The sequence below is a fragment of the Streptomyces sp. NBC_00193 genome (assembly GCF_026342735.1).
GTDB lineage: Bacteria > Actinomycetota > Actinomycetes > Streptomycetales > Streptomycetaceae > Streptomyces > Streptomyces stoeckheimensis.
The window spans coordinates 5,568,539-5,593,493 of the sequence record NZ_JAPEMM010000001.1; the positions used below are offsets into that span (position 1 = coordinate 5,568,539).

Below are 24,955 nucleotides of genomic sequence, written 5' to 3' on the forward strand. Positions count from 1 at the left end.
CCGGCCTCCGGCCACCCCGTGGCACTCTGGACCCCAAGGATCGATCCAATGCCGCCCTCAAGGGGCCGGCAGGGGCCAATTTCGCGAAGGTGGACCCGAACGCATGGCGCAGTGGACCTCGGCCGTCGGTGCCGCACAGCTCGGCCGGCTCATCACCTCCCAGCAGGGCCGGGCCGCCGCGCCCGGCGGGCGCAAGCTGCCCGCGTACCGCACGCTCGCCGACGGCATCCGCCTGCTCGTCCTCGAAGGCCGCATCCCCGTCGCCGCCCGGCTCCCCGCCGAGCGGGAGCTGGCCGTGGCCCTCTCCGTCAGCCGCACCACCGTCGCCGCCGCCTACGAGGCCCTGCGCGGCGAGGGGTTCCTCGAATCCCGGCGGGGCGCGGGCAGCTGGACCTCGGTGCCCGCCGGCAACCCCATGCCGGCCCGCGGCCTGGAGCCCCTGCCCCCCGAGTCCCTCGGCTCGATGATCGACCTCGGCTGCGCCGCACTCCCGGCCCCCGAGCCCTGGCTCACCAAGGCCGTCCAGGGCGCCCTGGAGGAACTCCCCCCGTACGCCCACACCCACGGGGACTACCCGGCCGGGCTGCCCGCGCTGCGCCGCATGCTCGCCGACCGCTACACCGAGCGCGGCATCCCGACCATGCCCGAGCAGATCATGGTCACCACGGGCGCGATGGGCGCCATCGACGCCATCTGCAGCCTCTTCGCGGGGCGCGGAGAACGCATCGCCGTCGAATCCCCGTCCTACGCCAACATCCTCCAGCTCATGCGCGCCGCCGGCGTCCGCCTCGTGCCCGTCGCCATGGGGGAGGGGCTGTCCGGCTGGGACATGGACGTCTGGCGCCAGGTGCTCCGCGACTCCGCCCCCCGCCTCGCCTACGTGGTCGCCGACTTCCACAATCCGACCGGGGCCCTGGCCTCCGACGAACAGCGCCGCGCGATGGTGGACGCGGCCCGCTCGGCCGGCACCGTCCTCGTCGCCGACGAGACCATGGTCGAGCTCCAGCTCGACCCGACGCTGGAGATGCCCCGCCCCGTCTGTTCCTTCGACCCGGCCGGCTCCACCGTCATCACCGTCGGCTCCGCCAGCAAGGCCTTCTGGGCCGGCATGCGCATCGGGTGGGTCCGCGCGGCCCCCGACGTCATCCGCAGCCTGGTGGCCGCCCGCGCCTACGCCGACCTGGGCACGCCCGTGCTGGAACAGCTCGCGGTGGACTGGCTGATGCGCACCGGAGGCTGGGAGCAGGCCGTGGAGATCCGCCGCGACCAGGCCCGGGAGAACCGGGACGCGCTGGTGGCGGCGGTCCGCCGGGAGCTGCCCGACTGGGAGTTCCGGGTTCCGCTCGGCGGGCTGACCCTGTGGGCCCGCGCGGGCGGGCTCTCCGGCTCCCGGCTGGCCGAGGTGGGGGAGCGGGTGGGCGTACGGGTTCCCTCGGGGCCCCGGTTCGGTGTCGACGGGGCCTTCGAGGGATACGTCAGGCTCCCGTTCACCGTCGGCGGCCCGGTGGCCGAGGAAGCGGCCGCCCGGCTGGCCGCCGCGGCCCGGCTGGTCGCCACCGGAGCGGGCGGCGGCGGGGCGGAGCCGCCGCGCACCTTCGTCGCGTAGGGCCGGACGGACCGGACCCGCGGCGTCCTACGGGGCGTCCGCCGGGACCTCGGGGATGTCCGAGGCGTCGATCGCCGGGCCCTGCGCCTGGGCGGGCGCCTGGACGATGTGCAGCGGCTTGCCCAGGGTGACGTGGTCCGGGACGGGCTTGGGCGGCGCCTGCCGCTCGGGCAGCAGGTCCAGTACCGCCTGGCGGTGTCCCGGGTGGGTGGCCTCGTCGTACGGGTCCGGGGTGGCCGGCACCTGGAGCCGGTGCACGGGACCGGCGCCGAGCCGGGCGTACCCGCGCCCCGGCGGCAGTACGGCCGTCGGCGTGGTGTGCGGGGGCAGCCCCAGCACGTCGGCGATCTGCTGGATCGTGGCGGCTCCGAGCACCGCCCGGGCCCGCGTGTGCTGCCAGACGGAGTCGTGCAGCAGCTCCAGGTGGTCGAACTGCTCGGCCACCACCACGGTGACGTGCGCGGCGCGCCCGTGCCGCAGCGGCACCTGGAGCTGCGCGATCGGGTCGGGGGCGCCCTCGGCGGTGGCCAGGTGGGCCAGCACGCTCGGCCGGTCGAGCAGGATCCACAGCGGGCGCCGGGTGTCCTCGGGGGCGGGCCGGCCGGCTTCGCGGGCCCGGTGGGTGGCGATCAGGCGCCGCTCGGTCTCGCGGGCGGCCCATTCCAGGGTGGCCAGCGCCCCGCTCGGCCCGCACTCCACGGCGAGGACGCCGGCGCGGCCGGACAGGCAGGAGTACTCGCCGGTGCCGCCGCCCTCCACGATCAGGACCTCGCCCCCGTGCCGCAGGGCCTGCAGGGCGATGGAGCGCAGCAGCGTGGACGTACCGCTGCCGGGCTGGCCCACGGCCAGCAGATGGGGTTCGCCGGAACGGGAGCCGGTGCGCCAGATGACCGGCGGCATGTCCCGGGGCTCGTCGCCGTCCAGGACGGGCAGGGTGCGCTGCACGCTGCCCGGATCGGTGAAGCCGAGCACGGTCTCACCGGGGGAGGTGACGAAAGGCTGGGCGGCGATGCCTGTGGGCAGCGCCGCCAGCACGCTCAGGTCGAGCTGGTTGCCCTCCTCGTCCCAGTCGAAGAGATACTCCCGTCCGCGCCCGGACTTGGCGTGCAGCAGTGCCTCGATCCGGGCCCGTGACGCGGCCTCGCCATCGGTGAAGTAGGCCGGGTAGCGGATGTGGAGCCGGGTGATGCGGCCCGCCTCGTCGAACTCGTAGCCGCTGAAGGCCTTGTCCCACTCCCCGCCGTGGGCGAAGAGGGGGCTCGGGTCCTCCGGGATGGAGAAGTACGGCACGAGGGCTTCGTAGAGGGAGCCGAGCCGTTCGGTCTCGGCATCGCTGGGCCCGGTCTTCACCGGGGTGCGGTCGCGTCCCTGCCAGGCCGCCGCCGCCATGAGGGTGATCAGGGCGGTGAGCGGGCCGTAGGGGACGAGCGCGACCACGAGGACGCACGCGGCACCCAGGAACAGCGCGGGACCACGCTTGTCCTTGGGTGTGTCGCACCATTTGCGGCGTCCGGCCGAGGCCAGGACGCGCAGGCCGCGTCCGATGGTGAGGAGCGGATGGAGGACGTCCGTGGCGCTGTCGGCGGCCGTGCGAGCGAAGTCGCGGCCCCGGGTCAGCGACACGCTGCCGCTGCTGAGGATGCGGGGAAGTGGGCGCCGGGCCACGGGCGTCTCCTGGAGTTGTGGAAGCTTCGGGTGGGTGCCGGGGCCGGCCGCTAGAGCTTGATCCCGCCGAGAAGGCTCGCGAGGCTCGCCGTGCTCGCCGTGATGCTGGGGGCGATGGCGGAGCCGGCGAGGAAGAAGCCGAAGAGCGCGCACACGAACGCGTGCGTGAGCTTCATGCCGTCCTTCTTGAAGAACAGGAAGCAGATGATGCCGAGCAGGACGACACCTGAGATGGACAGGACCATGAGTCAGTTCTCCTGGTGGGTGGGGACAGTCACCATCAGTTCTTCCAGGCTCACAGGAAGTATCAATGCGATAAAAGGTGCATACGGGTGAATCCGGCAATTTTTCACTTGACCGGCCCATCCCGGCTGGCGCGCCTGGCGGGATGGGGGCACGCGGGCCGCAAGGTGATCATTGCCTCGGCCCGCGCCTCTCATGTGCAGGTCCGGGCGCTACTCTGACGCTTCACCCGTACGGACGCAGTGCCGTGCGCAGCCCTGCCCTCGAAAGGCGGTACGACCGATGAGTGAGCACGTCGAGAACGGCTCCCAGGACTCCCAGGCCCTCCAGGGCTCCCAGGGCGCTCCGGGCTCCCCGGACGTTCCCGACGAGGACGTCGTCGAGCTGGCCACCAAGATCTTCGACCTCGCCCGTCGGGGCGAGACCGAGACCCTGGCCGCGTACGTCGACGCGGGTGTCCCGGCGAACCTCACCAACGACCGCGGCGACACCCTCGTCATGCTCGCCGCCTACCACGGCCACGCCGAAGCCGTCACGGCCCTGCTGGCCCGCGGAGCCGAGGCCGACCGCGCGAACGATCGTGGCCAGACCCCGCTCGCCGGGGCGGTCTTCAAGGGCGAGGAGGCCGTCATCCGCGCGCTGCTCGCCGGCGGCGCCGACCCGAACGCCGGAACGCCCTCCGCCGTGGACACGGCCCGCATGTTCGCCAAGGCCGACCTGCTGGAGCTTTTCGGAGCCAAGTAGTCCGGTTCTGGCCGCTCCCTGGCCGGTTCTGGGCTGGTCCAGACCTCACGGGTTGGTCACGGCGGCCTTAAATGTGGTCGCGGCGCACAAACCGCCTGGGTCATCATGGCGTCGGATTCGATTCGCGGACAGGACGGACGGGCAGGAGCGGGCAGGACACAACGGGTGTCCGACCCCCACTCCTGCCGGGGGACCGCCGCCCTGGCCGAGAAGCACCGACGAGAGTGAGAAGGCAATGGTCTACATCGAGCGGAACCTGACGGCGGACGTCCTCGCATGCTGTTACGCGGCCCTGTGAATTCCGATTCCCGGTTGCGTCCCCAGCTTGATTTGAGGCCATTCCCATGTTCGAACCAGTCATAGCGCCGAGCGGCACCCTGCTCGGGCTCCTCCAGCGCGGCCGCGGCGACGGCACGCTGCACGCACTCGCGGCGCCCAGGGCAGAGGCCCTCGCGGCGCTCAACCTCTGCGTGGCCGGCGATCCGCGCCAGGACTGGCAGGTCGAGAACCGCTCCCTGTACTACGCACGTCTGTACCTGGATCTCGACGGCCCCCTGGGCGAGATCGAGGACCACCTCTTCAGCGTCGACGACCTCGTCGACGAGGACGACCACCGCACGGGCCTCGCCCTGTCCGTCCTTGGCCACCTGGCCTCGTACGGCCGCGACGACGCGCTCATGCTGCTGCGCCGCTACGCCGCCACGGGCTCCAACTGGGCCTGGGCCCTCGACGAGCTCGCCCTGCGCGACGACGACGAGGGGCTGCGCTCACTGGCCGCCCCCGTCCTCGCCCGCTTCCCCGCCACCGCCGAGGGCGAGGCATTGCTCGCCGCCGCCGTCCGCGACGCCTACGAGCCCAGGCCCTGGCGCCTGTGGGAAGAGGCGGCGGAACCCAACGCGTACGCCGAGCGGTTGCGCGCAGCCCGCCAACAGGGCTCGTTCGACCGCTGGCAGCGCCAGCTCACCCCGCGCGGTCCCCAGCCCGGCTGGGGCGTTCAGGCCGTCTTCGACTGGGCCGCCGACGGACTGCGCCGGGGCACCCCCCTGCACGTCCCGGCCGCCCGCTGCCTCGCCGCCGTCGCCACCCCCGAGGACCGCTCCGCGATCCTGGCGGCCGCCGCCGGGGCATCCGGAGAGGCCGCCCGCGCCACCGCGCTGCACCACCTGGTCCTCGCCGAGCCGGAGAACCCGGCCGTACTGGACCTCATCGAAGCCGCCGGCGACGAGCCGGCCGTAGCCGCCTACGAGCGCATGTGCGGCCCCGCCGCCGTCGAGCGGGCCCGGCGCTGGGTCCAGCGCCCCGACGCCCTCGGAACGGCCGCAGCGACCCTCCTGGCCGCCCGCGGCGGCATCGAGGACGCCCCCCTCGTCCTCGGCGCCCTGCGCTCCACCGTCCGCGGCTCCGGCCCGGACTCGACGCCGCTGTTCACCCTGGTCGACGGAGCCGGCCGGCTCCGCATCGCCTGCGCGGCCCCCGTCCTGCGCCACATCTACCGCGAGACGGCCTCCTCCGGTCTCCGCGGCCGCGCCGCGCGGGCCCTGGCGGCGACGGACCCCTCCTTCGCGGCGGGCTTCGCCGTCGAGTGCCTCTGGGACTGCGAGGAGACCACCCGGGAGGTGGCCGCCCGCCACGCGGAAACGGCCGACGCCCGAGTCGCCCCCCGCCTGCGCCGCCTCGCGGCCGACCCGGCCGAGGAAGAGGACGTCCAGTCGGCGGTCCGCAGCCGCATCACCCCGGAGTCGGCGATGTAGCCCCGCCGGCCCCCCATCGACACGCACCCGGCCCGGCCCCCTGACCCGAGGGGGCCGGGCCGCTTGCTGTGCGGGTAGGACCCCGCGGTGCAGGCGCGGTCAGGGGGACGGGGCCGGGGTCGGGCTGTGGCCCGGGGTCCCCGCCGCCGACGGCGGGAACAGATCCTGGCCATCGGAGTAGTCGATCACGCAGGACGGGAGCCTGGAGGTCTCGACCACGCCGAAGGAGATCCCCGGTACACCCGGCGGGTAGTGCTCCGCAAACGGAAACATGAGCGTGTGCCCGGGTGGGACCGTCTTCGCGTTGACCTTGATGATGAAGCTGTCACCGCCGTCCTGCAGGATCTCGGCCTCGGGGTCGGCCTGCGGTCCGCGGCCCCCGCCCCCGAGCTCGGAGCACTGGGACCGCGGCAGCTTCGGGACCACGACCGCCGGAACCCCCAGTGCCTTCAGCCGTTGCACCAGGGCCGGGACCTGGTCGTGCGTGGGCAGCGGGAAACTGAGCGATCCGTCCGGATCCTTCTTGATCTCGGGTGCGGCCGTGCCCGAGGGGCTCGGCGAGCCCGCCGGGCCGCCCGGTATCGAAGCGGTGCGGGCGCTGCCCGGGAGGGCCATGACGGCAACCACGGAGGCCGTGGCGATGCCTATCGCGAGCGGGACGCCGTACCGCCGGGCGAAGGACCGGGCGGGCGTCACGGGTGCGGGCTCCGGGAGGCGGGCGAGGAGGGCGGACTTCAGGCGGTCCTCGAAGCCGCTGGGCCGGGTACTCATCGGACTGCCTCCAACTTGTTTTCCGTGACGGGGGCCGGGCCGCGCAGAGCGCGCCGGGCCCGGAGCAGGCGGACGCGGACCGTCGCCCGGGTGACGCCGAGTGCCCGGGCGGCCTCGGCGGGGGTGAGCTGGTCGATGACGACCAGGTCGAGGGCGGCCCGGAGCGGTTCGGAGAGCACGGCGTGGCGCTCGGCCAGGTCGCGGAAGGCCCGCTCGGCGGCTATGCGCTCCTCCAGCGCGGCGACGTCCTCGGCATCGAGCAGCCGGCGCCCGCTCAGCCGGGCCGGCGCCTCGCTGTCGCGGGTCAGCCCCCGGGCGTGGGCGGACAGGACGGTGCCGGCTATGCCGAACAACCATGCGACCGGAGCTCCCCTGCGGCTCCGGTAGGCCCCGGCTGATTCCATCGCCGCGAGGAAGACGTCCGCCGTCAGATCGGCCGCCACGTGCGGGTCGGCCACCCGGCGGGTGACGAAGCCGAGTACGGAGTCGATGTGGTCCTCGTAGAACGCCCCGAACCCCTCGGGCGTGGTGAGATCCGGTGGTCCGGTCTCGTGTCGTGGGATGCGCACCTGGTTCCTCCCCTGCGCAGGGGCCCGGTCGGCCCCCTCACCCGGTAATTGGCCGGAGCGCCGGAAAGCGTTTCACCGGGATCACCGGGATCACCGGGATCACCGGGATCACCGGGATCACCGGGACCGGAGGAACCTGACGGGAGTACCCGGCCGGGCCTGCGCCGCCGCGTCCAGGGCCGGGCCCGGCGGGACCACGCCCACCACCGGGTAGCCGCCCGTCACGGGATGGTCGGCGAGGAACACCACCGGCTGCCCGTCCGGCGGCACCTGCACCGCCCCCAGCACCATCCCCTCGCTCGGCAGCTCACCACCCCGCGCCCGCACCAGCGGCGGCCCCTCCGTGCGCAGCCCGATGCGGTTCGAAGCGGCCGAGACCCGGTACGTCGCCCGCAGCAGCCGCCCCGTCACCGACTCCGCCGTGAACCAGTCGGCCCGCGGCCCCAGCAGCAGCGGAAGCACCAGCTCCGAGGGCGGCCCCGGCGCCGCCGGAGCATCCGCCCCGGCCACCGGATCCGGACCGGGCGTGCCCACCGGCAGCAGCGCTCCCGCCGTCAGGACCGGCGGGCCGAGGCCCGACAGCAGATCGGTCGAGCGACTGCCCAGCACCGGCGGGGCCGCGAACCCGCCCCGCACCGCCACGTAGCCGCGCACCCCCGACTCCGCCCGGCCCACCTCCAGCTCCGCCCCGGCGCGCAGCAGGACCGGGGCTCCCCAGGCCACCGGGCGCCCGCAGACCCGTACCGCACAAGGCGCTCCGGTCACCGCCACCGTCATCGGGCCGCCCACCGCCCGCAGTCCCACGCCGTCCAGGGTCGTCTCCAGGACGGCAGCCCCGGGCGGGTTGCCCAGCAGCCGGTTGGCCAGCGCCCGCGCCCCCGCGTCGAGGGCCCCGGACCGGGGAACGCCGAGGTGGGCGTACCCGGGCCGCCCCAGGTCCTGGACGGTGGTCAGCGCGCCCGCCCGTACGACCTCCAGCCCCCTCAAGCCGATCCCTCCTCGGCGAACCGCACCCGTACCCCCGGCGCGAACAGCGCGGCCGGCTCGCGCGCCGGGTCCCACAGGACCGCGTCGGTGGACCCGATCAGCTGCCAGCCGCCGGGGGAGGAGCGCGGGTAGACCCCCGCGTACTCGCCCGCGAGGGCCAGCGAGCCCGCCGGTACCGCCGTACGGGGCGTCGCGCGCCGGGGCAGGTGGAGGCGGGCGGGCAGGCCCGTCAGGTAGCCGAAGCCCGGGGCGAACCCGCAGAAGGCCACCCGGAAGGTGATCGAGCCGACGATGCCGGGCACCTCCCCGGGCGACACCTCCCATAGCGCGGCCACCTCCGCGAGGTCCGGGCCGTCGTACCGCACCGGGACCGTCACCGGGGGCGGCCCGTCGGACGGCGCGAGCGGGGGAACCCGCCAGCGGGCGATCCGGGCCGCGAGGGCGCGCGGCTCCCGCACCCCGTCCAGCAGGACGGTCCGGGCCGCCGGCACGATCTCCCGTACGCCGCCCAGCTCGTCACCCGCGTCCCGCCGCCGCAGCAGCTCCGCGTGGAGCACGGCCACCTCCTCGGCGGAGTCCAGCTCCAGCAGCAGCGCCCCGGCGCCGGCTTCCAGCGCCCTCACGCGAAGGCCTCCACCCGGACCCCGGCCGCACCGAGCGCCCCGCGCACGCGCAGGGCCAGGTCCGCGGCCCCGGGGGTGTCCCCGTGCAGGCACAGGGAACGGGCGGCCACCGGGATCCGGGAGCCGTCGGCGGCCGTCACCGCGTGCCCGGCGGCCATGTCCACCGCGCGGGCCACCACCGCGTCCGGGTCGTGGACCACGGCGCCCGGCTCACCGCGCGGTACGAGCGTGCCCGCGGGGGTGTAGGCGCGGTCGGCGAAGGCCTCCGGGACGGCCGGCAGCCCGGCCCGCCCGGCGGAGGCGAGCAGCAGGGAACCGGGCAGCCCGAGCACCGGGAGCCCGGCGGGACCGGTCGCGAGCAGCACGCCGGCCACCACGGCCGCGGCCTGGCCGGAGTCGTGCACGGTGCGGTTGTAGAGCGCGCCGTGCGGTTTCACGTACGACACCCGGGAGCCGGCCGCCCGCGCGAAGACCTCCAGCGCCCCGATCTGGTAGGCCACCTCGTCGGCCAGCTCACCGGCCGGCACGTCCATGGAGCGGCGGCCGAAGCCCGCCAGGTCCCGGTACGAGACCTGCGCGCCGATCCGTACCCCGCGCGCGGCCGCCAGCTCGCAGACGCGGCGCATGATGGACGGGTCGCCGGCGTGGAAGCCGCAGGCGACGTTGGCGCTCGTGACGACGGACAGCAGGGCCTCGTCGTCGGTCAGCGTCCACCGGCCGAAGCCTTCGCCGAGGTCGGCGTTGAGATCGATCACGGGGGCGGCCGCCGGGGTGTCCGGCGTGATCATGGAAGCCATGCGGTGAGCGTAGAACAGGGCGCGGTCCGGGTTCTCGCCGACGGCGGAGGGCCGGCGGCGGAGGGCCGTCGGGAGGATCGGGCGAACCATCCCGTTTGGGATGTTGTCAGGGTCAGCGCCTAGTCTTTGCCCGTGACTCTCCCTGCCCCGGCGAAGACCCTTCCCTCCCCGGCGCCGGGCCCGGCCGCCGACGAGGGCCTGGCCCGGCGGCTGCGCGCGCTCGCCTGCACCGCCCCGCTCCACGACCTCGACGTGCGCAAGGCCAATCTGGCCGGCGAGTACGGGGTCTACGCGATGGCGGAGGTCGCGCTCGCCGCGATCGACCTGGTCACGCTCAACATGGACTTCGACACCGGCGCGGACCACGAGCAGATAGTGGCCCGCCTGCTGCCGCGCGTCGCCGCCCAGGCACCGGCGCGCCCGGCGGCCGAGCACGAGCGGGTGGCCCGCTGGGTGCTGGAGAACCTGATCAACGTCGGCAGCGTCGACCGCGGATTCCGCGCGATCTACGGCACGTTCGGCCCGGACGGGGTGTACGTCCGCCGCGACTACGACTTCAAGCTGATCGAGGAAGTCCCGGGCTACGGCGGCGCGGTGTACCTGCGCACGACGGACGAGGCCGTCAACGTCCTGGTCGGCGCCCTCGACACGGACGTCACCAGCGCGCAGATCGCCGCCGAGGTCAAGCTGGAGGTCCTGATCAGCCGGGGCCGGCTCGCCGACGCCCAACTCGCCGCCGAGCAGGCCCGCTACCGCACCGTCCAGTACGCCGAGACCCTGCGCCGCACGCTGGACGCGACCCGGCGCAACGTGCGTGCGGTGGACTGGCTGGTGACCGTCCCCGACATGATCGCGGAGGCCCTCGACCACGTCGCCGACCGCTACCGCCACGAGAACGCGATCCTGACCAACATCCGCAAGGCCCGCGACGAGGCGGAGGAGCCGGACAACAAGCGGCGCGCCGCCGAACTGGTCGACATCGTCAAGGACTGCATCCGCCGCCACACCCAGCTCCAGTCCCGGCTGCTGGACGCCGGCCCGCTCTTCCGCGCCGAACAGGACCGCCAGGCCTTCGCCGCCCCCGCGCCGCGCTCCGGGATCGACCTCTACGGACAGCTCGTGGCCCCCATGCTGCCGCTTCCGGTCGCATCGGCCATCCGCGTCACGGACGCCTTCTTCGCCTCGGGCGCGGGCCTGCGCACCCCCGTCTCGGTCCGCGTCGCGGACCTGGTGGAGATCCTCCTCACCCCGCCCGTGGAGCGCGAGCACCTCGGCGTGGAGATGCCGGAGCCGGACCTGATCGCCACCCCCGACGACAGCCGCTTCAGCGAGGAGCAGCTCGCCGCCGCGATGGCACTCCTCGAACTCCCGCACGACGCCCCGCGCCGCCTGTCCGGCCTCCTGGCGGAGGCCCGCCGCTCCGACCCCGACCTGCCGTACCTGGTCGCCCTGCTGGCCGTCCACGCGGCGAGCCCGGCGGTGGGCACGGCGTACCGCCAGGGCGAGGAGCGGCTCCTCTTCGCGGTCGACGACGGCACGGAACTCGAAGACCCGGAATTCGGTGGCGCGGACCTCATCGTCGGCACCGCCCTCCTGGACGCGGCAGCCATGACGGCAGACCGCACGGAGGCGGCATGACCCCGCACACGCCCGGGCCGCGCTGCCCGGGACCGGCCCTTCGTGCGGCCGCGGCCGCGGCCGCAGGCTGCGTCGCCGGGGCGGAGCCCCTGGCGGCCCGGTCCCACCCGGGGGTGTGGGGGCTTGCCCCTGCTTTCGGGAAGGGGCGGGGTGGGGGAAGATTCCCCACCGCCGAAGCCACCGCGCCGAAGTACACCACCGGCCTGAGCCGCTCCGGCCTGAGCTGCTCCGGTCTGAGCTGCTCCGGTCTGAGCTGCTCCGGTCTGAGCTGCTCCGGTCTGAGCCGTACCGGCCCGAGCCGCACCGGTCTGAGCCGTACCGGCCCGAGCCGCACCGGTCTGAGCCGTACCGGCCCGAGCCGCACCGGCCCGAGCCCCGCCCGCCCGAGCCCCGCCCGCCTGAGCCCCACCCGCGTGAGCCCCACCCGCACCGCCGAGGAGACCCACCCGTGAGCGACCACCACGCCGAGCAGCACCCCGCGTGGAGCGAGCCCGACGCCCACGAGGCCCCGGCTCCGGTCCAGGCACCCGCACAGGCGCCGACCCCGGCCCCGCCGGCCCCGGCCCCGCAGGGCCCCGCCCCGCAGGGAGCCGTCACCCCGGCGGACGCCGCGGACGCGGCCCGCCTCGTCGCCTTCGGGCTCCAGCCCAAACTGCTGCCCGCCCGCGACGCCGAGTACGCCGAACTGCTGCGCCGCTACCGCGAGGACCCCGCCTTCGCCCGCCTCGCCGACGCCGTCGCGACCGGCCTCGGCCTCGTGGTCCTGGAGGTGTCCTCCCGCGCGGGCATGGCCGTGGCCGCCGGCGAGGACTCCGTCTTCGCCGTCCGCATGGGCGACTACGCCCGCCGCACCACCGCCGACTCCGCGGACCGCTTCCTGCACGGCCTCGCCCACCTCGCCGTCGCCGCGCTGGCCTTCCCCCGCCCCGAGGACCTCGCCGACGACGGCTACATCGGCCGGATCACCGTCAACGGCGTCGACGCCTTCGTCCGGCAGACCTGCCGCCGCCTGGAGGAGCGCGCCGAGGAACTCGGCGAGAACACCGACCCGGCCTCCGACGCCCCCGGCCTGGAGGCCGCCTGGCGGGTCTACGCCCGCCGCAGCGCGACCGGCGCCACCAAGGACGCCCGCCGCCTGGCCGGTTCAACCACCGGCATCGTCGGCAAGGCCGCCGCCTTCCTCACCGACTCCGGCTTCCTCCAGCGCACCGGGGACGAGGCCGGAGGCACGTACCGCACCACCCCCCGCTACCAGCTCCAGGTCCGCGACATGGCAGGCAGCGCGGCCATGGCCGAGCTCCTCGACCTGGGCGTCGTCCCCGTCAGCGACGGCTCCGCCAGCCTGCTGCCGCCGCCCGAGGGCGACGACCTCGAACTCGCCGCCGACGCGGGCCTGCCCTTCCACGCCTGAGCCGCCCGCCCCCGGCCACCGCACGCCGCCCGCCACCCGTCCCCGTACGACCTGCGTACGACCTACGAAAAACGACGAGAGTCCGCCGCCATGTACGAGCTGTCCCGGATCCGCCTCTACTCCATCGGGCCCGCCGGCGCGCGCTACGCCGACACCGTGCTCGACCTGCGCGGAGTCGGCGAGCCGGTGCCCCACCCGGCGCCCACCCAGGCGGAGTTCTTCGAGGACGAGCCCACCGGCCCGCCGCGCCGCCCCGCGCCCGCCGGAGTGCTCTTCCTGGAGAACGGCGGCGGCAAGTCGGTCCTGCTCAAGCTGATCTTCTCGGTGATGCTGCCCGGCCACCGCAACACCCTCGGCGGCGCCAGCTCCGGCGTCCTGCGCAAGTTCCTGCTGGCCGACGACTGCGGCCACGTGGCACTGGAATGGCAGCACACCCAGACCGGCGAGTGCGTGGTCGTCGGCAAGGTCAGCGAATGGCGCGGCCGCCAAGTCTCCAACGACCCGCGCAAGTTCGCCGAGGCCTGGTACTCCTTCCGCCCCGGACCGGGCCTCAGCCTGGACAACCTCCCGGTGGCCGAGGCCACTTCGGTCCGCCCGCCCGTGGAAGGCGCCTCCGGCGCCCAGGGGCGGCGCCGCACCATGAAGGGCTTCCGCGACGCCCTGACCGAAGCCGGCAAGGCGTATCCGCACCTCGAGGTGTACTTCGAGGAGATCCACGACCGCTGGAACGAGCACCTCACCGAGCTCGGCCTCGACCCCGAACTCTTCCGCTACCAGCGCGAGATGAACGCCGACGAGGGCGAGGCCGCCGGCCTCTTCGCGGTCAAGAAGGACTCCGACTTCACCGACCTGCTGCTGCGCGCCGTCACCGACACCCGGGACACCGACGGCCTCGCCGACCTCGTCCACGGCTTCGGCAACAAGCTCGGCCGCCGCGCCGAGCTGATGGCCGAACGGGACTTCACCGCGGGCTCGGTGGAGCTCCTGAACAAGATCGTCGAGGCCGCCGCGGCCCGCTCCCGGCTGCGCGACGTCCACGCCGGCGCCGAACGCCGTACGCGCACCCTCGCCCGGCGCCTGTCCGCCCGCGCCGGCGAGGAGCGCGGCCGCGCCGCCGACCTCGCGCAGCGCGTCACCGGCGCCGCCCACCAGGTCACCGCCGCCGAATCCGCGCGCGCCCGCAGCGCCGCCGTCTCGGCCGAACTCGCCTACCGGCACGCCTCGCTGGCCCTGACCGTCGCCGACAAGGCTGCCGCCGCGCAGCGCCGCGAACTCCTCGAAGCCCGCACCCTGCACTCCGCCTGGCAGGCCGCCGAGCACGTCCTGCGCCACCGCTCCGCCGCCGACCGCTCCGCCCGGGTCGCCGCCGCGATCCTGGAGGCCGAACGGGACGCCGCCCCGGCGCTCGCCGCCCGGGCCACCGCCGCCACCGAGCTCGTACGGGCCCTGCACGCCGCCGCCGAGCAGGGCGAGCGGGCCGCCAACGAGGAGGAGGAGCGCTCCGCCGTCCTCCAGGAGACCGGCGAGGCCTCCCACCGCGCGGCCACCGCCGCAGCCACGGCCGCCCAGCGGGCCCGCAGCGAGGCCGAGCACCTGCGCGCCCGCCTCGCCGAGGTCCAGCAGGAGACCGCCGAGGCCGTCCGGGCCGGCTGGCTCGACGACTCCGCCCCCGACGCCGACCCGGCGCGCGCCGCGCTGGCCGCCGCCGACGCGGAGAAGACGGCCGTGGCCGCCTGGGACGAGTCCCGCGAGGCCGCCCGCGCAGCCGCCGAGGCCGCCCGCGAGGCCGCCGCGACGGAATCCCGCGCGGAACTCACCGCCGCCCGTGCGGCGGACGCCGCCGACGCGGCCGAGGCCGCCCACGACGCCGAGCACCGGGCCGCCGCCTCCCTCGCGGGGGCCCCGCGCCTGGCCGCCCTGCTGGGAGCCCCGTCGGCCCCCGCCGCCGCGGACGCCTCCCCGCGCACCGGCGCCGGTACACCGGCCGACGGGACCGTGACCGTGACCGACGCCGCGGGCGCCCCCCAGGGCCCCGCCACGGGCCCGGGCACCGCACCGGGCACGCCCCGGAACGCCGCCACCGCCGGCTGGCTCACCGTCGAGGACCTCGACCGGGGCGCCGACGAGCTGCGCGACCTGCTGACCCGCGGCGTGGCCACCGCCGAACGCCAGCTCTTCGACCTGCGCACCGCCGCCGCCGACGACTCCCGCATCCTCGGCGCCCTCGGCGACGGCGGCCTGCTGCCGCCCGGCCCCGACGTCCTCGCCACCGTCGAGTTCCTCGGCGAGCACGGCATCCCGGCCCTCCCCGGCTGGCGCTACCTCGCCCAGTCCGTGGACCCGGCCGACCACGCCGCGGTCCTCGCCGCCCGCCCCGAACTCGTCGACGGCGTGGTCATCACCGACCCCGACACCCACTCCCGGGCCCGCGAGGTCCTCTCCGGCGCCGCCCTGCTGCCCCGCTCCACCGTCGCCGTCGGCACCGCCGCGGCCCTGCTGGCGCCGGTCCCCCCGGCCGGTGACACCGAGGGCCCCGGCAGCTCCGGCATTTTCATCGTGCCGCCGAACCCGGCCATGCACGACGAGCACGCAGCCGACGAGGAGCGCCAGGCGCTGCGCGCCCGGGCCACCGCCCGTGACACCGAGATCCGCGAGCTCGCCGCCCGGCTGTCCGGCGACCGAGAGCTCGCCGCCCGGCTGCTGTCCTGGCGCACCGGCTGCCCGCCCGGCCGCCTCGCCGAGCTGGCGGAGCAGGCCGCCGCCGCCCGCGGCTTCGCCGAGGAGACCGACGCCGAGCTCGCGGAGGCCCGTACCGTACGCGCCGAGGCCGACGAGGCCGCCGCCGACGCCGCCCGCGTCCGCGACGAGCGCCAGGACACCGCCCAGCGCGCACGCCGGGTCGCGGACGCCCTCGCGGGCCTCGCCTACCGGCTCCGCGAACGCGCCGGCTGGCAGGCCAAGCTCCGCGAACTCGCCGACGACGCCGCCGAGTCCGAGGCCCGCGCCGAGGTCTGCCTCGACCGGGCCCGGGCCGCCGACGAGGACCGCCGCGCCGCCCAGCGCGCCGCCGACGACGCCCGCCGCACCGCCCGCGCCCTGCGCGCCGAGCGCGCCGAGATCGCCGGAGCCCCCGATCCGCTGCCCGAGGACGACGGAACGCCCAAGGCGCCGCTCCCGGCGCTGCGCGAGGCCTACCGCGCCGCCTCCCAGCTCTACGAGAAGGTCGGCGTCGGCGCGGACCTGCGCTCCGAACAGGCCCGCGCCGAGAGCGACGAGTCCGTGGCCCTCGCCGAACTCGACCGCCTCACCAACAAGGTCCGTACCCGCGCCGCCCAGCTCCTCGAAGGCACCGACGGAGCCGACGGCCCCTCCCGGCAGGCCGCCGCCGCACGCGCCGAAGCCCTCGTGCAGATGCTGGAGACCCGCGCCTCCACCGCGAGCGAGCAACTCGGCCGGCTGCGCGGCGAGGCCGAACGGCACGCCCCCGCCGAGGGCGAGGCACACACCGATCTGCCCGAGGAGCTGATCCCCGACAACGTCGAGGAGGCCCAGGCCCGGCTCCGCACCGCCACCGCCCAACTCGCCGCCCACACCGCCGCCGTGGAGTCCGCCCGCGCGGCCCACGCCGACCTGCTGCGCGCCCACCGCACCGCCGAGGAGGGCGCGGGCGGCTTCGACGAGACCGCGGCCATGCTCCGCGACCTCCTGCGGGACCACACCCACCAGGAGGACGAGCAGGAGCCGGTGGCCCACGCCGGCAGCCTGGAGGAGGCCCGCCAGTCGGCCACCGAGGCCCGCCGTTCGCTACGGGCCTGCGCCGCCGACCTGTCGGCCGCCGAGGCGGCCGTCCGCGAGGCGAGCGACATCCTGGTCCGGCACGCCAACGCCAACCGCTACGAGCAGGTGCGCACCCCCGCGCGCCAGCAGATCCGCGAACTGCCCGCCTCCGCCCTGCCCGAGCACGCGGCGGCCTGGGCCGTGGCCTTCGCCCCGCGGCTGCGCGTCCTCACCGACGAGCTGGCGCAGCTGGAGCGCAACCGGGACAGCATCGTGGACCGGCTGCGCGGCCTCGTGGAGTCCGCCCTGGCCACCCTGCGCTCCGCCCAGCGGCTCTCCCAGCTCCCCGAGGGGCTGGGGGAGTGGTCGGGCCAGGAGTTCCTGCGCATCCGCTTCGAGGAGCCCGACCAGGCGACCCTCACCGAGCGGCTCGGCGAGGTCATCGACGAGGCGACCCGCGCCGCCGTGAAGAAGAACAGCACCGCCTCCTTCGGCGAGGGCCGCCGCGACGGCATGTCGCTGCTGCTGCACGGGGTCTCGGCGGCCCTGGAACCCAAGGGCATCGCGGTGGAGATCCTCAAGCCCGACGCGGTGCTCCGCGCCGAGCGGGTCCCGGTCGGCCAGATGGGCGACGTGTTCTCCGGCGGCCAGCTGCTCACCGCAGCGATCGCGCTGTACTGCACGATGGCGGCGCTGCGCAGCAACGACCGGGGCCGCGACAAGCACCGGCACGCGGGCACGCTCTTCCTCGACAACCCGATCGGGCGCGCGAACGCCACGTACCTGCTGGAACTCCAGCGGGCCGTCTCGGACGCGCTCGGCGTCCAGCTGCTCTACACCACGGGCCTGTTCGACACCACGGCCCTCGCCGAGTTCCCGCTGGTCATCCGGCTCCGCAACGACGCCGACCTGCGCGCCGGGCTCAAGTACATCAGCGTCGAGGAACACCTGCGCCCGGGCCTGCCCCAGCAGTTCGCGGAGGGGGAGACGATCCACGGCGAGATCACGGCGACCCGCATGTACCGCCGCAGCGCCTCTTCCTGACGCGCCGGTGCACCGGACCGGGGCCCCTCAGCCCCGCCCGGTGCCCGTCGGCGGCGGCCAGATGCCGGTCGCCTCGCCGAGCGCGGGTGCGCGGGGCGGCAGCGGGGGCGCCGAGCGGGCCTCCCGGCGCGCCCTGCGGCGCTCGCGCCGCCGGCCCCGCGCCGTGCTGCTGGGCTCCGAGAGCACCCCGTAGCGCTGGTTCCACGCCTGCCGGGTGATCAGCACGTCGAGCACGCCCCACGTGGCCACGACCACCCCCGCTATCCCGCACAGCGACAGCGGAAGGGCCAGCCAGGAGCCGGTGACCGTCAGGAAGAAGGCGATCGTCGCGTCCGTCAGCGTCACGGCGACGATCAGCACCGCCCGCACGGCGGACGTCCGCACCGGATCCGGCATGCGCCGTCGTCCCGCCGGCTGGTCCACCCACAGGACCCGCCCCCGCTGCACCCCAGGCGCCGCGCGGCCTGCGCTGTTGGCGCCGTTGCCGCCGGCCCCGTTGTTCTCGTACCTCTTCGCCATGGTCGGCTCCCTCCCCTCCTCGCGGCCGCTCATGCCCGCCCCGAACAGGTAGACGCACGAAGAGCCCGAGAGATTCCCGGATCCCGGACGCGCGGGACGCCCCGAAGTATCGCGGAACGAAGAATTCCAGCCATCCATTTCGCCACGGGGACCGAGGCCCCACCGAGTGTCATCTGCCACATATCGGGCCGCACTTCACCGGATCTTCCGGACAACTCGTGATCTTCGCCCAGGGGTCAGGCCGAAAACGTCCGGACAGGCCTTCGAAGGTTCGCCGTGGCAGTAGTAGGCTCACGCCGTTTAAATGACGGAACACCAACCACCGGTAACGGGGTTGAGCTGGGGGAGGCTGGGGAGGCCATGCGCTTTCGCGGGAAGTCCATCCGCCGGAAGATCGTGGCGTTGCTCCTTGTGCCGCTCGTCTCCCTGACCGCCCTCTGGGGCTTCGCAACAGTGATCACCGGCCGGCAGGCCGTCCAACTGCTCGGTGTCGCCTACGTCATCGACAAGGTCGGCTACCCGGTGGAGGACGTCGTCCGCGTCATCCAGAAGGAACGCCGCCAGACCCTCGTGGTCATCGGCGACCCGCGCGCCTCCAACGCCACCACCGCGCTGGCCAAGAGCCGCGCGGCCACCGACGAGGCGGTGGAGAGGATCTCCGCCGACGCCAGGGACCCCGAGGTCGTCGACGAACTCGCCCCGTCCAGCGCCCGGCACCTGAACTCCATCCTCGAAGCCTTCCGCAGCATCGGAGCGCTGCGCAGCGCGGTGGACGGGGGCTCCGTCGACACCAACCAGGCGCTGGAGCTCTACAACCGGCTCGTGGACCCCTGCTACGACTTCCTCATGAACCTCCACGCGCTCGAGGACGTGGAGATGGACAAGCAGGGCCGAGCCCTCGTCGGCATCACCCGCGCCCGCGAAACGCTCTCCCGCGAGGACGCCCTCGTCGCCGGAGCCCTGGCCGCCCGCAACGTCAGCCAGGCGGACATCCGGCACGTCTCCGACTTCGTGGCCAACCGCAAGCTGCTCTACGACTTCAACCTCGCGATCCTCCCCGCCGCCGACCGGGAGCAGTTCGAGCAGTACTGGAACAACCCGGAGAGCCGCGCCCTGCGCGAGGCGGAGGAACGGTTCCTCGTCCAGGGCGCGACCCACAGCCCGCGCAACGTGACCGCCGCCCAGTGGGACGAGGCCACCGGCAAGGTGCTCCAGGACCTCGCCGTCATGGGCACCGCCGCGGGCGACCGCTACCAGAAGCGCGTCGAGCCCGTCGCCATGGACGTCCTGGTCCAGGCCGCCCTCGCCGGAGTGCTCGGGTTCATCGCCCTCGTCGTCTCCCTCGTCCTGTCCGTGCGCGTCGGCCGGGACCTGATCCGCGACCTGTCCCGGCTCCGCAAGGAGGCCCACGAGGTCTCCGGCATCCGCCTCCCCGGCGTGATGCGCCGCCTCGCCGCGGGCGAGCACGTGGACCTGGAGACCGAGGCCCCGCGTCTGGAGTACGAGAAGGACGAGGTCGGCCAGGTCGGCCAGGCCCTCAACTCCCTCCAGCGCGCGGCCATCGAGGCCGCCGTCAAGCAGGCGGAGCTCCGTCGCGGCGTGTCCGAGGTGTTCGTCAACCTGGCCCGCCGCAACCAGGTGCTGCTGCACCGCCAGCTCACCCTGCTCGACACCATGGAGCGGCGCACCGAGGACACCGAGGAGCTCGCCGACCTCTTCCGCCTCGACCACATGACCACCCGCATGCGCCGCCACGCCGAGGGCCTGGTGATCCTCTCCGGCGCCGCGCCCTCCCGCCAGTGGCGCAAGCCCGTCCAGCTCATGGACGTCGTACGGGCCGCCGTCGCCGAGGTGGAGGACTACGAGCGCGTCGAGGTGCGCCGGCTGCCGCGCCTGGGCATCGCCGGCCCGGCCGTCGCCGACGTCACCCACCTCATCGCCGAACTCCTGGAGAACGCCACCGTCTTCTCCCCGCCGCACACGGCGGTCCAGGTGCTCGGCGAGCGCGTGGCCAACGGCTTCACCCTGGAGATCCACGACCGCGGCCTCGGCATGACCCCCGAGGCGCTCTTCGACGCGAACCTCCGGCTCACCGAGACCTCCGACTTCGAACTCTCCGACACCGACCGGCTCGGCCTGTTCGTCGTCAGCCGGCTCGCGCACCGGCACGAGGTCAAGGTCCGGCTCCAGATCAGCCCCTACGGAGGCACCACCGCGGTGGTCTTCCTCCCGGTGGCCCTGCTGACCGAGGCTCCCGAGACCAACGGCACCGGCATCCGGCTGGCCGGCGGCAGGCTGTCCGGAGGCGCGGTCGGCTCCGCCCGCCCGAAGGCCGTCGCCGAGGGCAACGGCACCGACCGCCGGCTCCCGGCCGGCGCCGAACTGCGCGGCCCCGTCGAGCTGGAGGCCCCGATCGGCATGCTGGGGCTGGACGAGCCCGTCCCGGCCCCGGAAGACACCGCCAGTGGCCGTACGGGCTCCGCCGGAACCATCGGGCTCACCGGGGTCTCCGGGGCCAAGGGCAGGCCCGCCATGGCCACCCTCGACGACGAGACCCCGCCGAACGGCATCTCGCGCAACTCCCTCCTCGGCCTGCGCCCGGCCGCAGCCCGCCCGCACACGGACCGGCACGCCGACCGCGGCGGTCCCCGCAAGGGCGACCGCAGCGCGGACCGCATGGGCGAGCGGGCCCCGGACGGCTCCGGCGACCGCACGGGCCTCTGGAAGGGCGACCGGTCCACCGAAGCCCCCGCCGAGCGGGGCGGCGCCCGGCTCGGCGAGGGCTTCCGCGACCGCAGCCGTGACCGCCGCGACCGCGACCACCGGGACCGTGACCACCGCGAGCGGGAGCCCCTGCCGCCCACCGGCCCGGTCCGCCTGGAGCCGGCGCGCGCGGACTCCGTCCGCCCCGACGGCGCCCGCTCGCCCGGCGCCGTCCCGCTCCCGCGCCGCCGACCCACCCCGACCCTGGTGGCCGAGCACGGCCGCCGCGTCGAGCCCCGCCCCGTATCGGCGGTCCCCGACCCCGCGCAGCAGGGGCCGGTCCCGAACGGCCCGGCACACCCGGCGACGGCGCCCCCCGGGGCGACCCTGCCCCGGCGGATCCGCCAGGCCAGCCTCGCGCCCCAGCTCAAGGACGGCCCGGCCCCGGCACCCGCCGGAGCCGCCGCCGAGCCGGTGGCCGACCGCGACGCCGAGGACGTACGCCGTCGCATGTCCTCGCTCCAGCGCGGCTGGACCGCGGGCCGCGACCACCACGCGCGGCAACAGGCGGAACAGGCCGCACAGGCGCAGCAGACCACGTACACCCAGCAGGCCCCGCACATCCAGCAGGCCGACCAGACACAGCAAGCGCAGCAGAACGCACCACACCAGTCCGTGACCGAGGCCGGCACTCCTGCCGCCACCGGTTCCGGTAGCGAGAACGAAGGGGACGGTCGATGACCGCACCGCAGTCCGGGAACGACACCAGGGGCCGTGGCTCCGGCCCCCTCAACTGGCTCCTCGACGAGCTCGTCGACCGGGTCGCGAGCATCCGCAAGGCAGTGGTCCTCTCGGGCGACGGCCTGCCCACCGGCAGCTCCAAGGACCTCACCCGGGAGGACAGCGAGCACCTGGCCGCCGTGGCCTCCGGGTTCCACAGCCTCGCCAAGGGCGTGGGCCGCCACTTCGACTCCGGCCGGGTCCGCCAGACCGTGGTCGAGCTGGACGAGGCGTTCCTGTTCGTCATGGCGGCCGGCGACGGAAGCTGCCTGGCCGTGCTCGCGGACTCCGACTCCGACGTCGGCCAGGTCGCGTACGAGATGACGCTCATGGTCAAGCGGGTCGGTGACCACCTGGCGACCGCCCCGCGCACCGGGCTGCCAGCCGGAGGGTGAGTCGGACGGCATGAGCGATCCTGGCCAGGACCACCCCGCCCACCCGCCCGGCACCGCCGCCGACGCGGCGTCCGACGCCGCTGCCGAGCAGTGGTTCGACGACGACGCGGGTCCGGTGGTGCGTCCGTACGCGATGACCCGCGGCCGGACCAGCCACGCCGGGCAGCACCGCCTCGACCTGATCGCGCTGGTGGTCGCCGAGTCCGCGGCCGACGACCCGGTCTGGGACACGATGCTGTCCCCGGAACACGCCGACATCCTCGGGCTCTGCCTGTTCCGCCCGCAGTCCGTCGCGGAACTCGCGGCCGAACTCGACCTCGCGGTCGGGGTCGTACGCGTCCTGATCGGCGATCTCGTCGACGACGAACTGGTGCACGTGACCCGGCCGGTCCCCCCGGCCGAACTGCCCGACGAATCCATTCTGCGTGAGGTGATCGATGGCCTTCGGGCGCTCTAGCCGCACCGGCGCCATGCATGCCGTGACGCCGGTCGAGCCGCTGACCCTGAAGATCCTGGTCGCGGGCGGTTTCGGGGTGGGCAAGACCACCCTGGTCAGTGCGGTGAGCGAGATCAGACCGCTCCGGACGGAGGAACGCCTCTCCGAGCCGGGCCGCACCATCGACGACATCGGGGGAGTGGAGGGCAAGAGCACCACCACGGTGGCCATGGACTTCGGGCGCATCACCCTGCGCGAGGACCTGGTGCTGTACCTGTTCGGCACCCCCGGACAGGACCGCTTCTGGTTCCTGTGGGACGAGCTGGCCCAGGGCTCGCTCGGCGCCGTCGTCCTCGCGGACACCCGGCGGCTCTCCGACTGCTTCGCCGCCATCGACTACTTCGAGCGCCGCGAGATCCCCTTCGTGGTCGCCGTGAACTGCTTCGACGGAGCGGAGCAGTACCCCGTGGTGACCGTACGGGAAGCCCTGGACCTCGTTCCCGAGGTACCGGTGCTGCTGTGCGACGCACGGGACCGGGAGTCGGTGAAGGACGTCCTGGTGGGGGTCGTGGAACACGCGATGACCCTGGCCAGGGCCCGCCGCCAGAGCCTGACGACGCCCTAGCGCGTCCCCTGGCGTCACCCTCGGACCGGGCCGCGACATGGAGGCGGCCCGTACCCCCGCCGACTGGGGTACGGGCCGCAGCTCTCATGGGGGGATCAGGGGGATCCCGGTTGCGGCGCGGGACCGTGGAGAGAGTGTGAACCCGCCACCGGGGGCCGTCAAGCATTCGGACAGCAGCCGCAGTTCAGCGACACACCGGGCATCGACCGCCGCTCAACCGCCGCTCATCGAACGGCGACGACCGCCGATCCGTGCCCGAACAGGCCCTGGTTCGCGGTCATTCCGGCCCGCGCCCCCGCCACCTGCCGCTCCCCGGCCGTGCCCCGCAGCTGCCAGGTCAGCTCGCACACCTGGGCGATGGCCTGCGCCGGCACCGCCTCCCCGAACGACGCCAGTCCACCACTGGTGTTGACCGGGATCCGCCCGCCCAGCGCGGTCGCGCCCTCCCGCACGAGCTTGGCCCCCTCGCCCTCGCCGCACAGGCCGATGTCCTCGTACCACTCCAACTCCAGTGCGGTGGACAGGTCGTAGACCTCGGCGAGCGAGAGGTCGTCCGGCCCGAGCCCCGCCTCCTCGTACGCGGCCCGCGCGATCGAGGCCCGGAAGGAGCCGGATCCCGCCACCCCGGCCGTCACCGAGTCGGTGGCGATGTCCGGCAGGTCCAGGACGGTACGGGGATACGTGGGCGTCACCGTGGACACGGCCCGGATCCGCACCGGGTCCGCGACCCCGCGCGAGCGTGCGAAGTCCATGCTGCTCAGCACCAGCGCCGCGCCCCCGTCGGAGGTGGCGCAGATGTCGAGCAGCCGCAGTGGATCGGCGACGATCGCCGAGGCGGCCACCTCCTCGGCGGTGACGGCCTTGCGGTAGCGGGCGTTCGGGTTCAGCAGCCCGGCCGCCGCGTTCTTCACCTTGACCTGCGCGAAGTCCTCACCGGTGTCCCCGTAGAGGGCCATCCGGCGCCGGGCGTACAGCGCGAAGTACGCCGGGTTCGTGGCCCCCAGCACCCGGAAGCGCAGCCAGTCGGGGTCGTCGGGGCGGTCCCCGCCCGCGGGTGCGAAGAACCCCTTCGGGGCGGCGTCCGCCCCGACCACCAGCACCACGTCGGCGAGCCCGGCCAGGATCTGCGCCCGGGCCGCGCCGATGGCCTGGGCGCCGGACGCGCAGGCCGCGTACACGCTGGTCACGCGTGCGCCCTGCCAGCCCAGCGCCTGCGCGAAGGTGGCTCCGGCCACGTAGCCGGGGTAGCCCGAGCGCACCGTGTCGGCCCCCACGATGGACTGCACGTCGGTCCAGTCCAGCCCGGCGTCGGCGAGCGCGGCCCGCGCGGCGGCCCGCCCGTACTCGACGAAGCTGCGGCCCCACTTGCCCCACGGGTGCATGCCGGCCCCGAGGACGGCGATGTCGGCGCTCACTGCTCCACCCCCACGGGGCGGAAGTTCCAGGTGGTCCAGGCGGTGCCGTCGGCATCCTCGTTCAGCACGCCGCCGACCACCTCGACCTCCATCCCGACCGCCAGATCGCCGACGCCCACCCCGGGCGCGGCCTGCCCGAGCACGACCATCCCCTCGGCCTCCAGTTCCACGGCGACCAGGGTGTACGGGACCCAGGGCGCGTCCGGGTCGGACACGTACGGCGCGGGCGGCCGGTACCGCCCGTCCGTGTAGGACCAGACCCGGCCGCGCGGGGACAGCGGGGTCTCGGCGAGCTCACCGCCGCCCGGGCAGCGCGGATTGCGGCAGTACGCGTCCTCGCGCGGGAAGAACACGGCGGCGCAGGCGGAGCACCGGGTGCCGAGCAGCCGGAACCCGCCCTCGGCTTCGTCCCCGGTGAACCACCCGCCGACCACGGGTGTGCGTGTGCGTTCCAAG

General features: G+C 74.9%; 20 protein-coding genes. 10 read left to right on the forward strand and 10 right to left on the reverse strand.

Features of this window, described 5'->3' with window-relative positions; all coding sequences use genetic code 11:
- The first annotated feature begins 103 nt into the window (after positions 1-103).
- The gene (locus tag OG898_RS24960) at positions 104-1,606 is read left to right on the forward strand and encodes a PLP-dependent aminotransferase family protein (protein ID WP_266959312.1); all 1,503 of its coding nucleotides are present in this window, start codon (positions 104-106) and stop codon (positions 1,604-1,606) included.
- A 27-nt stretch (positions 1,607-1,633) separates the two neighbouring features.
- On the opposite strand, the gene OG898_RS24965 is transcribed toward OG898_RS24960, so the two are convergent.
- On the reverse strand, positions 1,634-3,271 hold the full coding sequence (locus OG898_RS24965) for a hypothetical protein (protein ID WP_250751293.1): 1,638 nt from the start codon (positions 3,269-3,271) through the stop codon (positions 1,634-1,636).
- Between the two features lie 50 nt (positions 3,272-3,321).
- On the reverse strand, positions 3,322-3,516 hold the full coding sequence (locus OG898_RS24970) for a hypothetical protein (protein WP_007262923.1): 195 nt from the start codon (positions 3,514-3,516) through the stop codon (positions 3,322-3,324).
- 280 nt (positions 3,517-3,796) lie between these two features.
- On the opposite strand from OG898_RS24970, the gene OG898_RS24975 reads away from it, so the two are divergent.
- Positions 3,797-4,258 (forward strand): ankyrin repeat domain-containing protein, encoded by a 462-nt coding sequence (locus OG898_RS24975; protein ID WP_250751296.1) that lies wholly within the window; start codon positions 3,797-3,799, stop codon positions 4,256-4,258.
- A 344-nt stretch (positions 4,259-4,602) separates the two neighbouring features.
- Positions 4,603-6,009: a HEAT repeat domain-containing protein gene (locus OG898_RS24980; RefSeq protein ID WP_250751298.1), complete on the forward strand. Its 1,407-nt coding sequence runs from the start codon at positions 4,603-4,605 to the stop codon at positions 6,007-6,009.
- A 99-nt stretch (positions 6,010-6,108) separates the two neighbouring features.
- On the opposite strand, the gene OG898_RS24985 is transcribed toward OG898_RS24980, so the two are convergent.
- The 5 genes from OG898_RS24985 to OG898_RS25005 form a co-directional block, all read right to left on the reverse strand.
- Positions 6,109-6,780: a hypothetical protein gene (locus OG898_RS24985; protein ID WP_250751302.1), complete on the reverse strand. Its 672-nt coding sequence runs from the start codon at positions 6,778-6,780 to the stop codon at positions 6,109-6,111.
- Positions 6,777-7,349, reverse strand: a complete 573-nt coding sequence (locus OG898_RS24990) for an RNA polymerase sigma factor (protein ID WP_266959315.1) — start codon at positions 7,347-7,349, stop codon at positions 6,777-6,779. The genes OG898_RS24985 and OG898_RS24990 overlap by 4 nt, the downstream gene beginning before the upstream one ends.
- 117 nt (positions 7,350-7,466) lie before the next feature.
- A complete protein-coding gene (locus OG898_RS24995; RefSeq protein ID WP_266960423.1) occupies positions 7,467-8,342 on the reverse strand; it encodes a biotin-dependent carboxyltransferase family protein in 876 nt (291 codons plus the stop codon).
- On the reverse strand, positions 8,333-8,959 hold the full coding sequence (locus tag OG898_RS25000) for an allophanate hydrolase subunit 1 (RefSeq protein ID WP_266959317.1): 627 nt from the start codon (positions 8,957-8,959) through the stop codon (positions 8,333-8,335). Before OG898_RS25000 ends, OG898_RS24995 begins: the two co-directional genes overlap by 10 nt.
- Positions 8,956-9,756, reverse strand: coding sequence for a LamB/YcsF family protein (locus tag OG898_RS25005; protein ID WP_266959319.1), 801 nt, complete (start codon positions 9,754-9,756; stop codon positions 8,956-8,958). Before OG898_RS25005 ends, OG898_RS25000 begins: the two co-directional genes overlap by 4 nt.
- Positions 9,757-9,888: 132 nt before the next feature.
- On the opposite strand from OG898_RS25005, the gene OG898_RS25010 reads away from it, so the two are divergent.
- The 3 genes from OG898_RS25010 to OG898_RS25020 all read left to right on the forward strand — a co-directional run bounded on the left by OG898_RS25010 (position 9,889) and on the right by OG898_RS25020 (position 17,626).
- Positions 9,889-11,394, forward strand: coding sequence for a hypothetical protein (locus OG898_RS25010; RefSeq protein ID WP_250751313.1), 1,506 nt, complete (start codon positions 9,889-9,891; stop codon positions 11,392-11,394).
- Positions 11,395-11,842: 448 nt separating this feature from the next.
- Positions 11,843-12,805 carry a hypothetical protein gene (locus OG898_RS25015; RefSeq protein WP_266959322.1) on the forward strand — a complete coding sequence of 321 codons (963 nt, stop codon included), beginning with the start codon at positions 11,843-11,845 and terminating at the stop codon, positions 12,803-12,805.
- Positions 12,806-12,895: 90 nt separating this feature from the next.
- Positions 12,896-17,626, forward strand: a complete 4,731-nt coding sequence (locus tag OG898_RS25020) for a hypothetical protein (RefSeq protein ID WP_266959325.1) — start codon at positions 12,896-12,898, stop codon at positions 17,624-17,626.
- Between the two features lie 27 nt (positions 17,627-17,653).
- Here OG898_RS25020 and OG898_RS25025 read toward each other — a convergent pair whose 3' ends face one another.
- Positions 17,654-18,145: a hypothetical protein gene (locus OG898_RS25025; RefSeq protein ID WP_250751321.1), complete on the reverse strand. Its 492-nt coding sequence runs from the start codon at positions 18,143-18,145 to the stop codon at positions 17,654-17,656.
- Between the two features lie 360 nt (positions 18,146-18,505).
- On the opposite strand from OG898_RS25025, the gene OG898_RS25030 reads away from it, so the two are divergent.
- Genes OG898_RS25030 through OG898_RS25045 form a run of 4 tightly spaced genes read left to right on the forward strand, consistent with a single transcriptional unit; the run spans position 18,506 to position 23,084 of the window.
- Positions 18,506-21,589 carry a nitrate- and nitrite sensing domain-containing protein gene (locus OG898_RS25030; protein WP_266959327.1) on the forward strand — a complete coding sequence of 1,028 codons (3,084 nt, stop codon included), beginning with the start codon at positions 18,506-18,508 and terminating at the stop codon, positions 21,587-21,589.
- Positions 21,586-22,023: a roadblock/LC7 domain-containing protein gene (locus OG898_RS25035; protein ID WP_250751327.1), complete on the forward strand. Its 438-nt coding sequence runs from the start codon at positions 21,586-21,588 to the stop codon at positions 22,021-22,023. The genes OG898_RS25030 and OG898_RS25035 overlap by 4 nt, the downstream gene beginning before the upstream one ends.
- Before the next feature lie 10 nt (positions 22,024-22,033).
- A complete protein-coding gene (locus tag OG898_RS25040; protein WP_266959329.1) occupies positions 22,034-22,480 on the forward strand; it encodes a DUF742 domain-containing protein in 447 nt (148 codons plus the stop codon).
- Positions 22,461-23,084, forward strand: coding sequence for an ATP/GTP-binding protein (locus OG898_RS25045; RefSeq protein WP_250751333.1), 624 nt, complete (start codon positions 22,461-22,463; stop codon positions 23,082-23,084). The genes OG898_RS25040 and OG898_RS25045 overlap by 20 nt, the downstream gene beginning before the upstream one ends.
- 224 nt (positions 23,085-23,308) lie before the next feature.
- Here OG898_RS25045 and OG898_RS25050 read toward each other — a convergent pair whose 3' ends face one another.
- Positions 23,309-24,499, reverse strand: a complete 1,191-nt coding sequence (locus OG898_RS25050; protein ID WP_266959332.1) for a lipid-transfer protein — start codon at positions 24,497-24,499, stop codon at positions 23,309-23,311.
- Complete coding sequence (locus OG898_RS25055; protein ID WP_250751339.1) at positions 24,496-24,954, reverse strand: Zn-ribbon domain-containing OB-fold protein; 459 nt, start codon at positions 24,952-24,954, stop codon at positions 24,496-24,498. Before OG898_RS25055 ends, OG898_RS25050 begins: the two co-directional genes overlap by 4 nt.
- Position 24,955 lies beyond the last annotated feature (1 nt).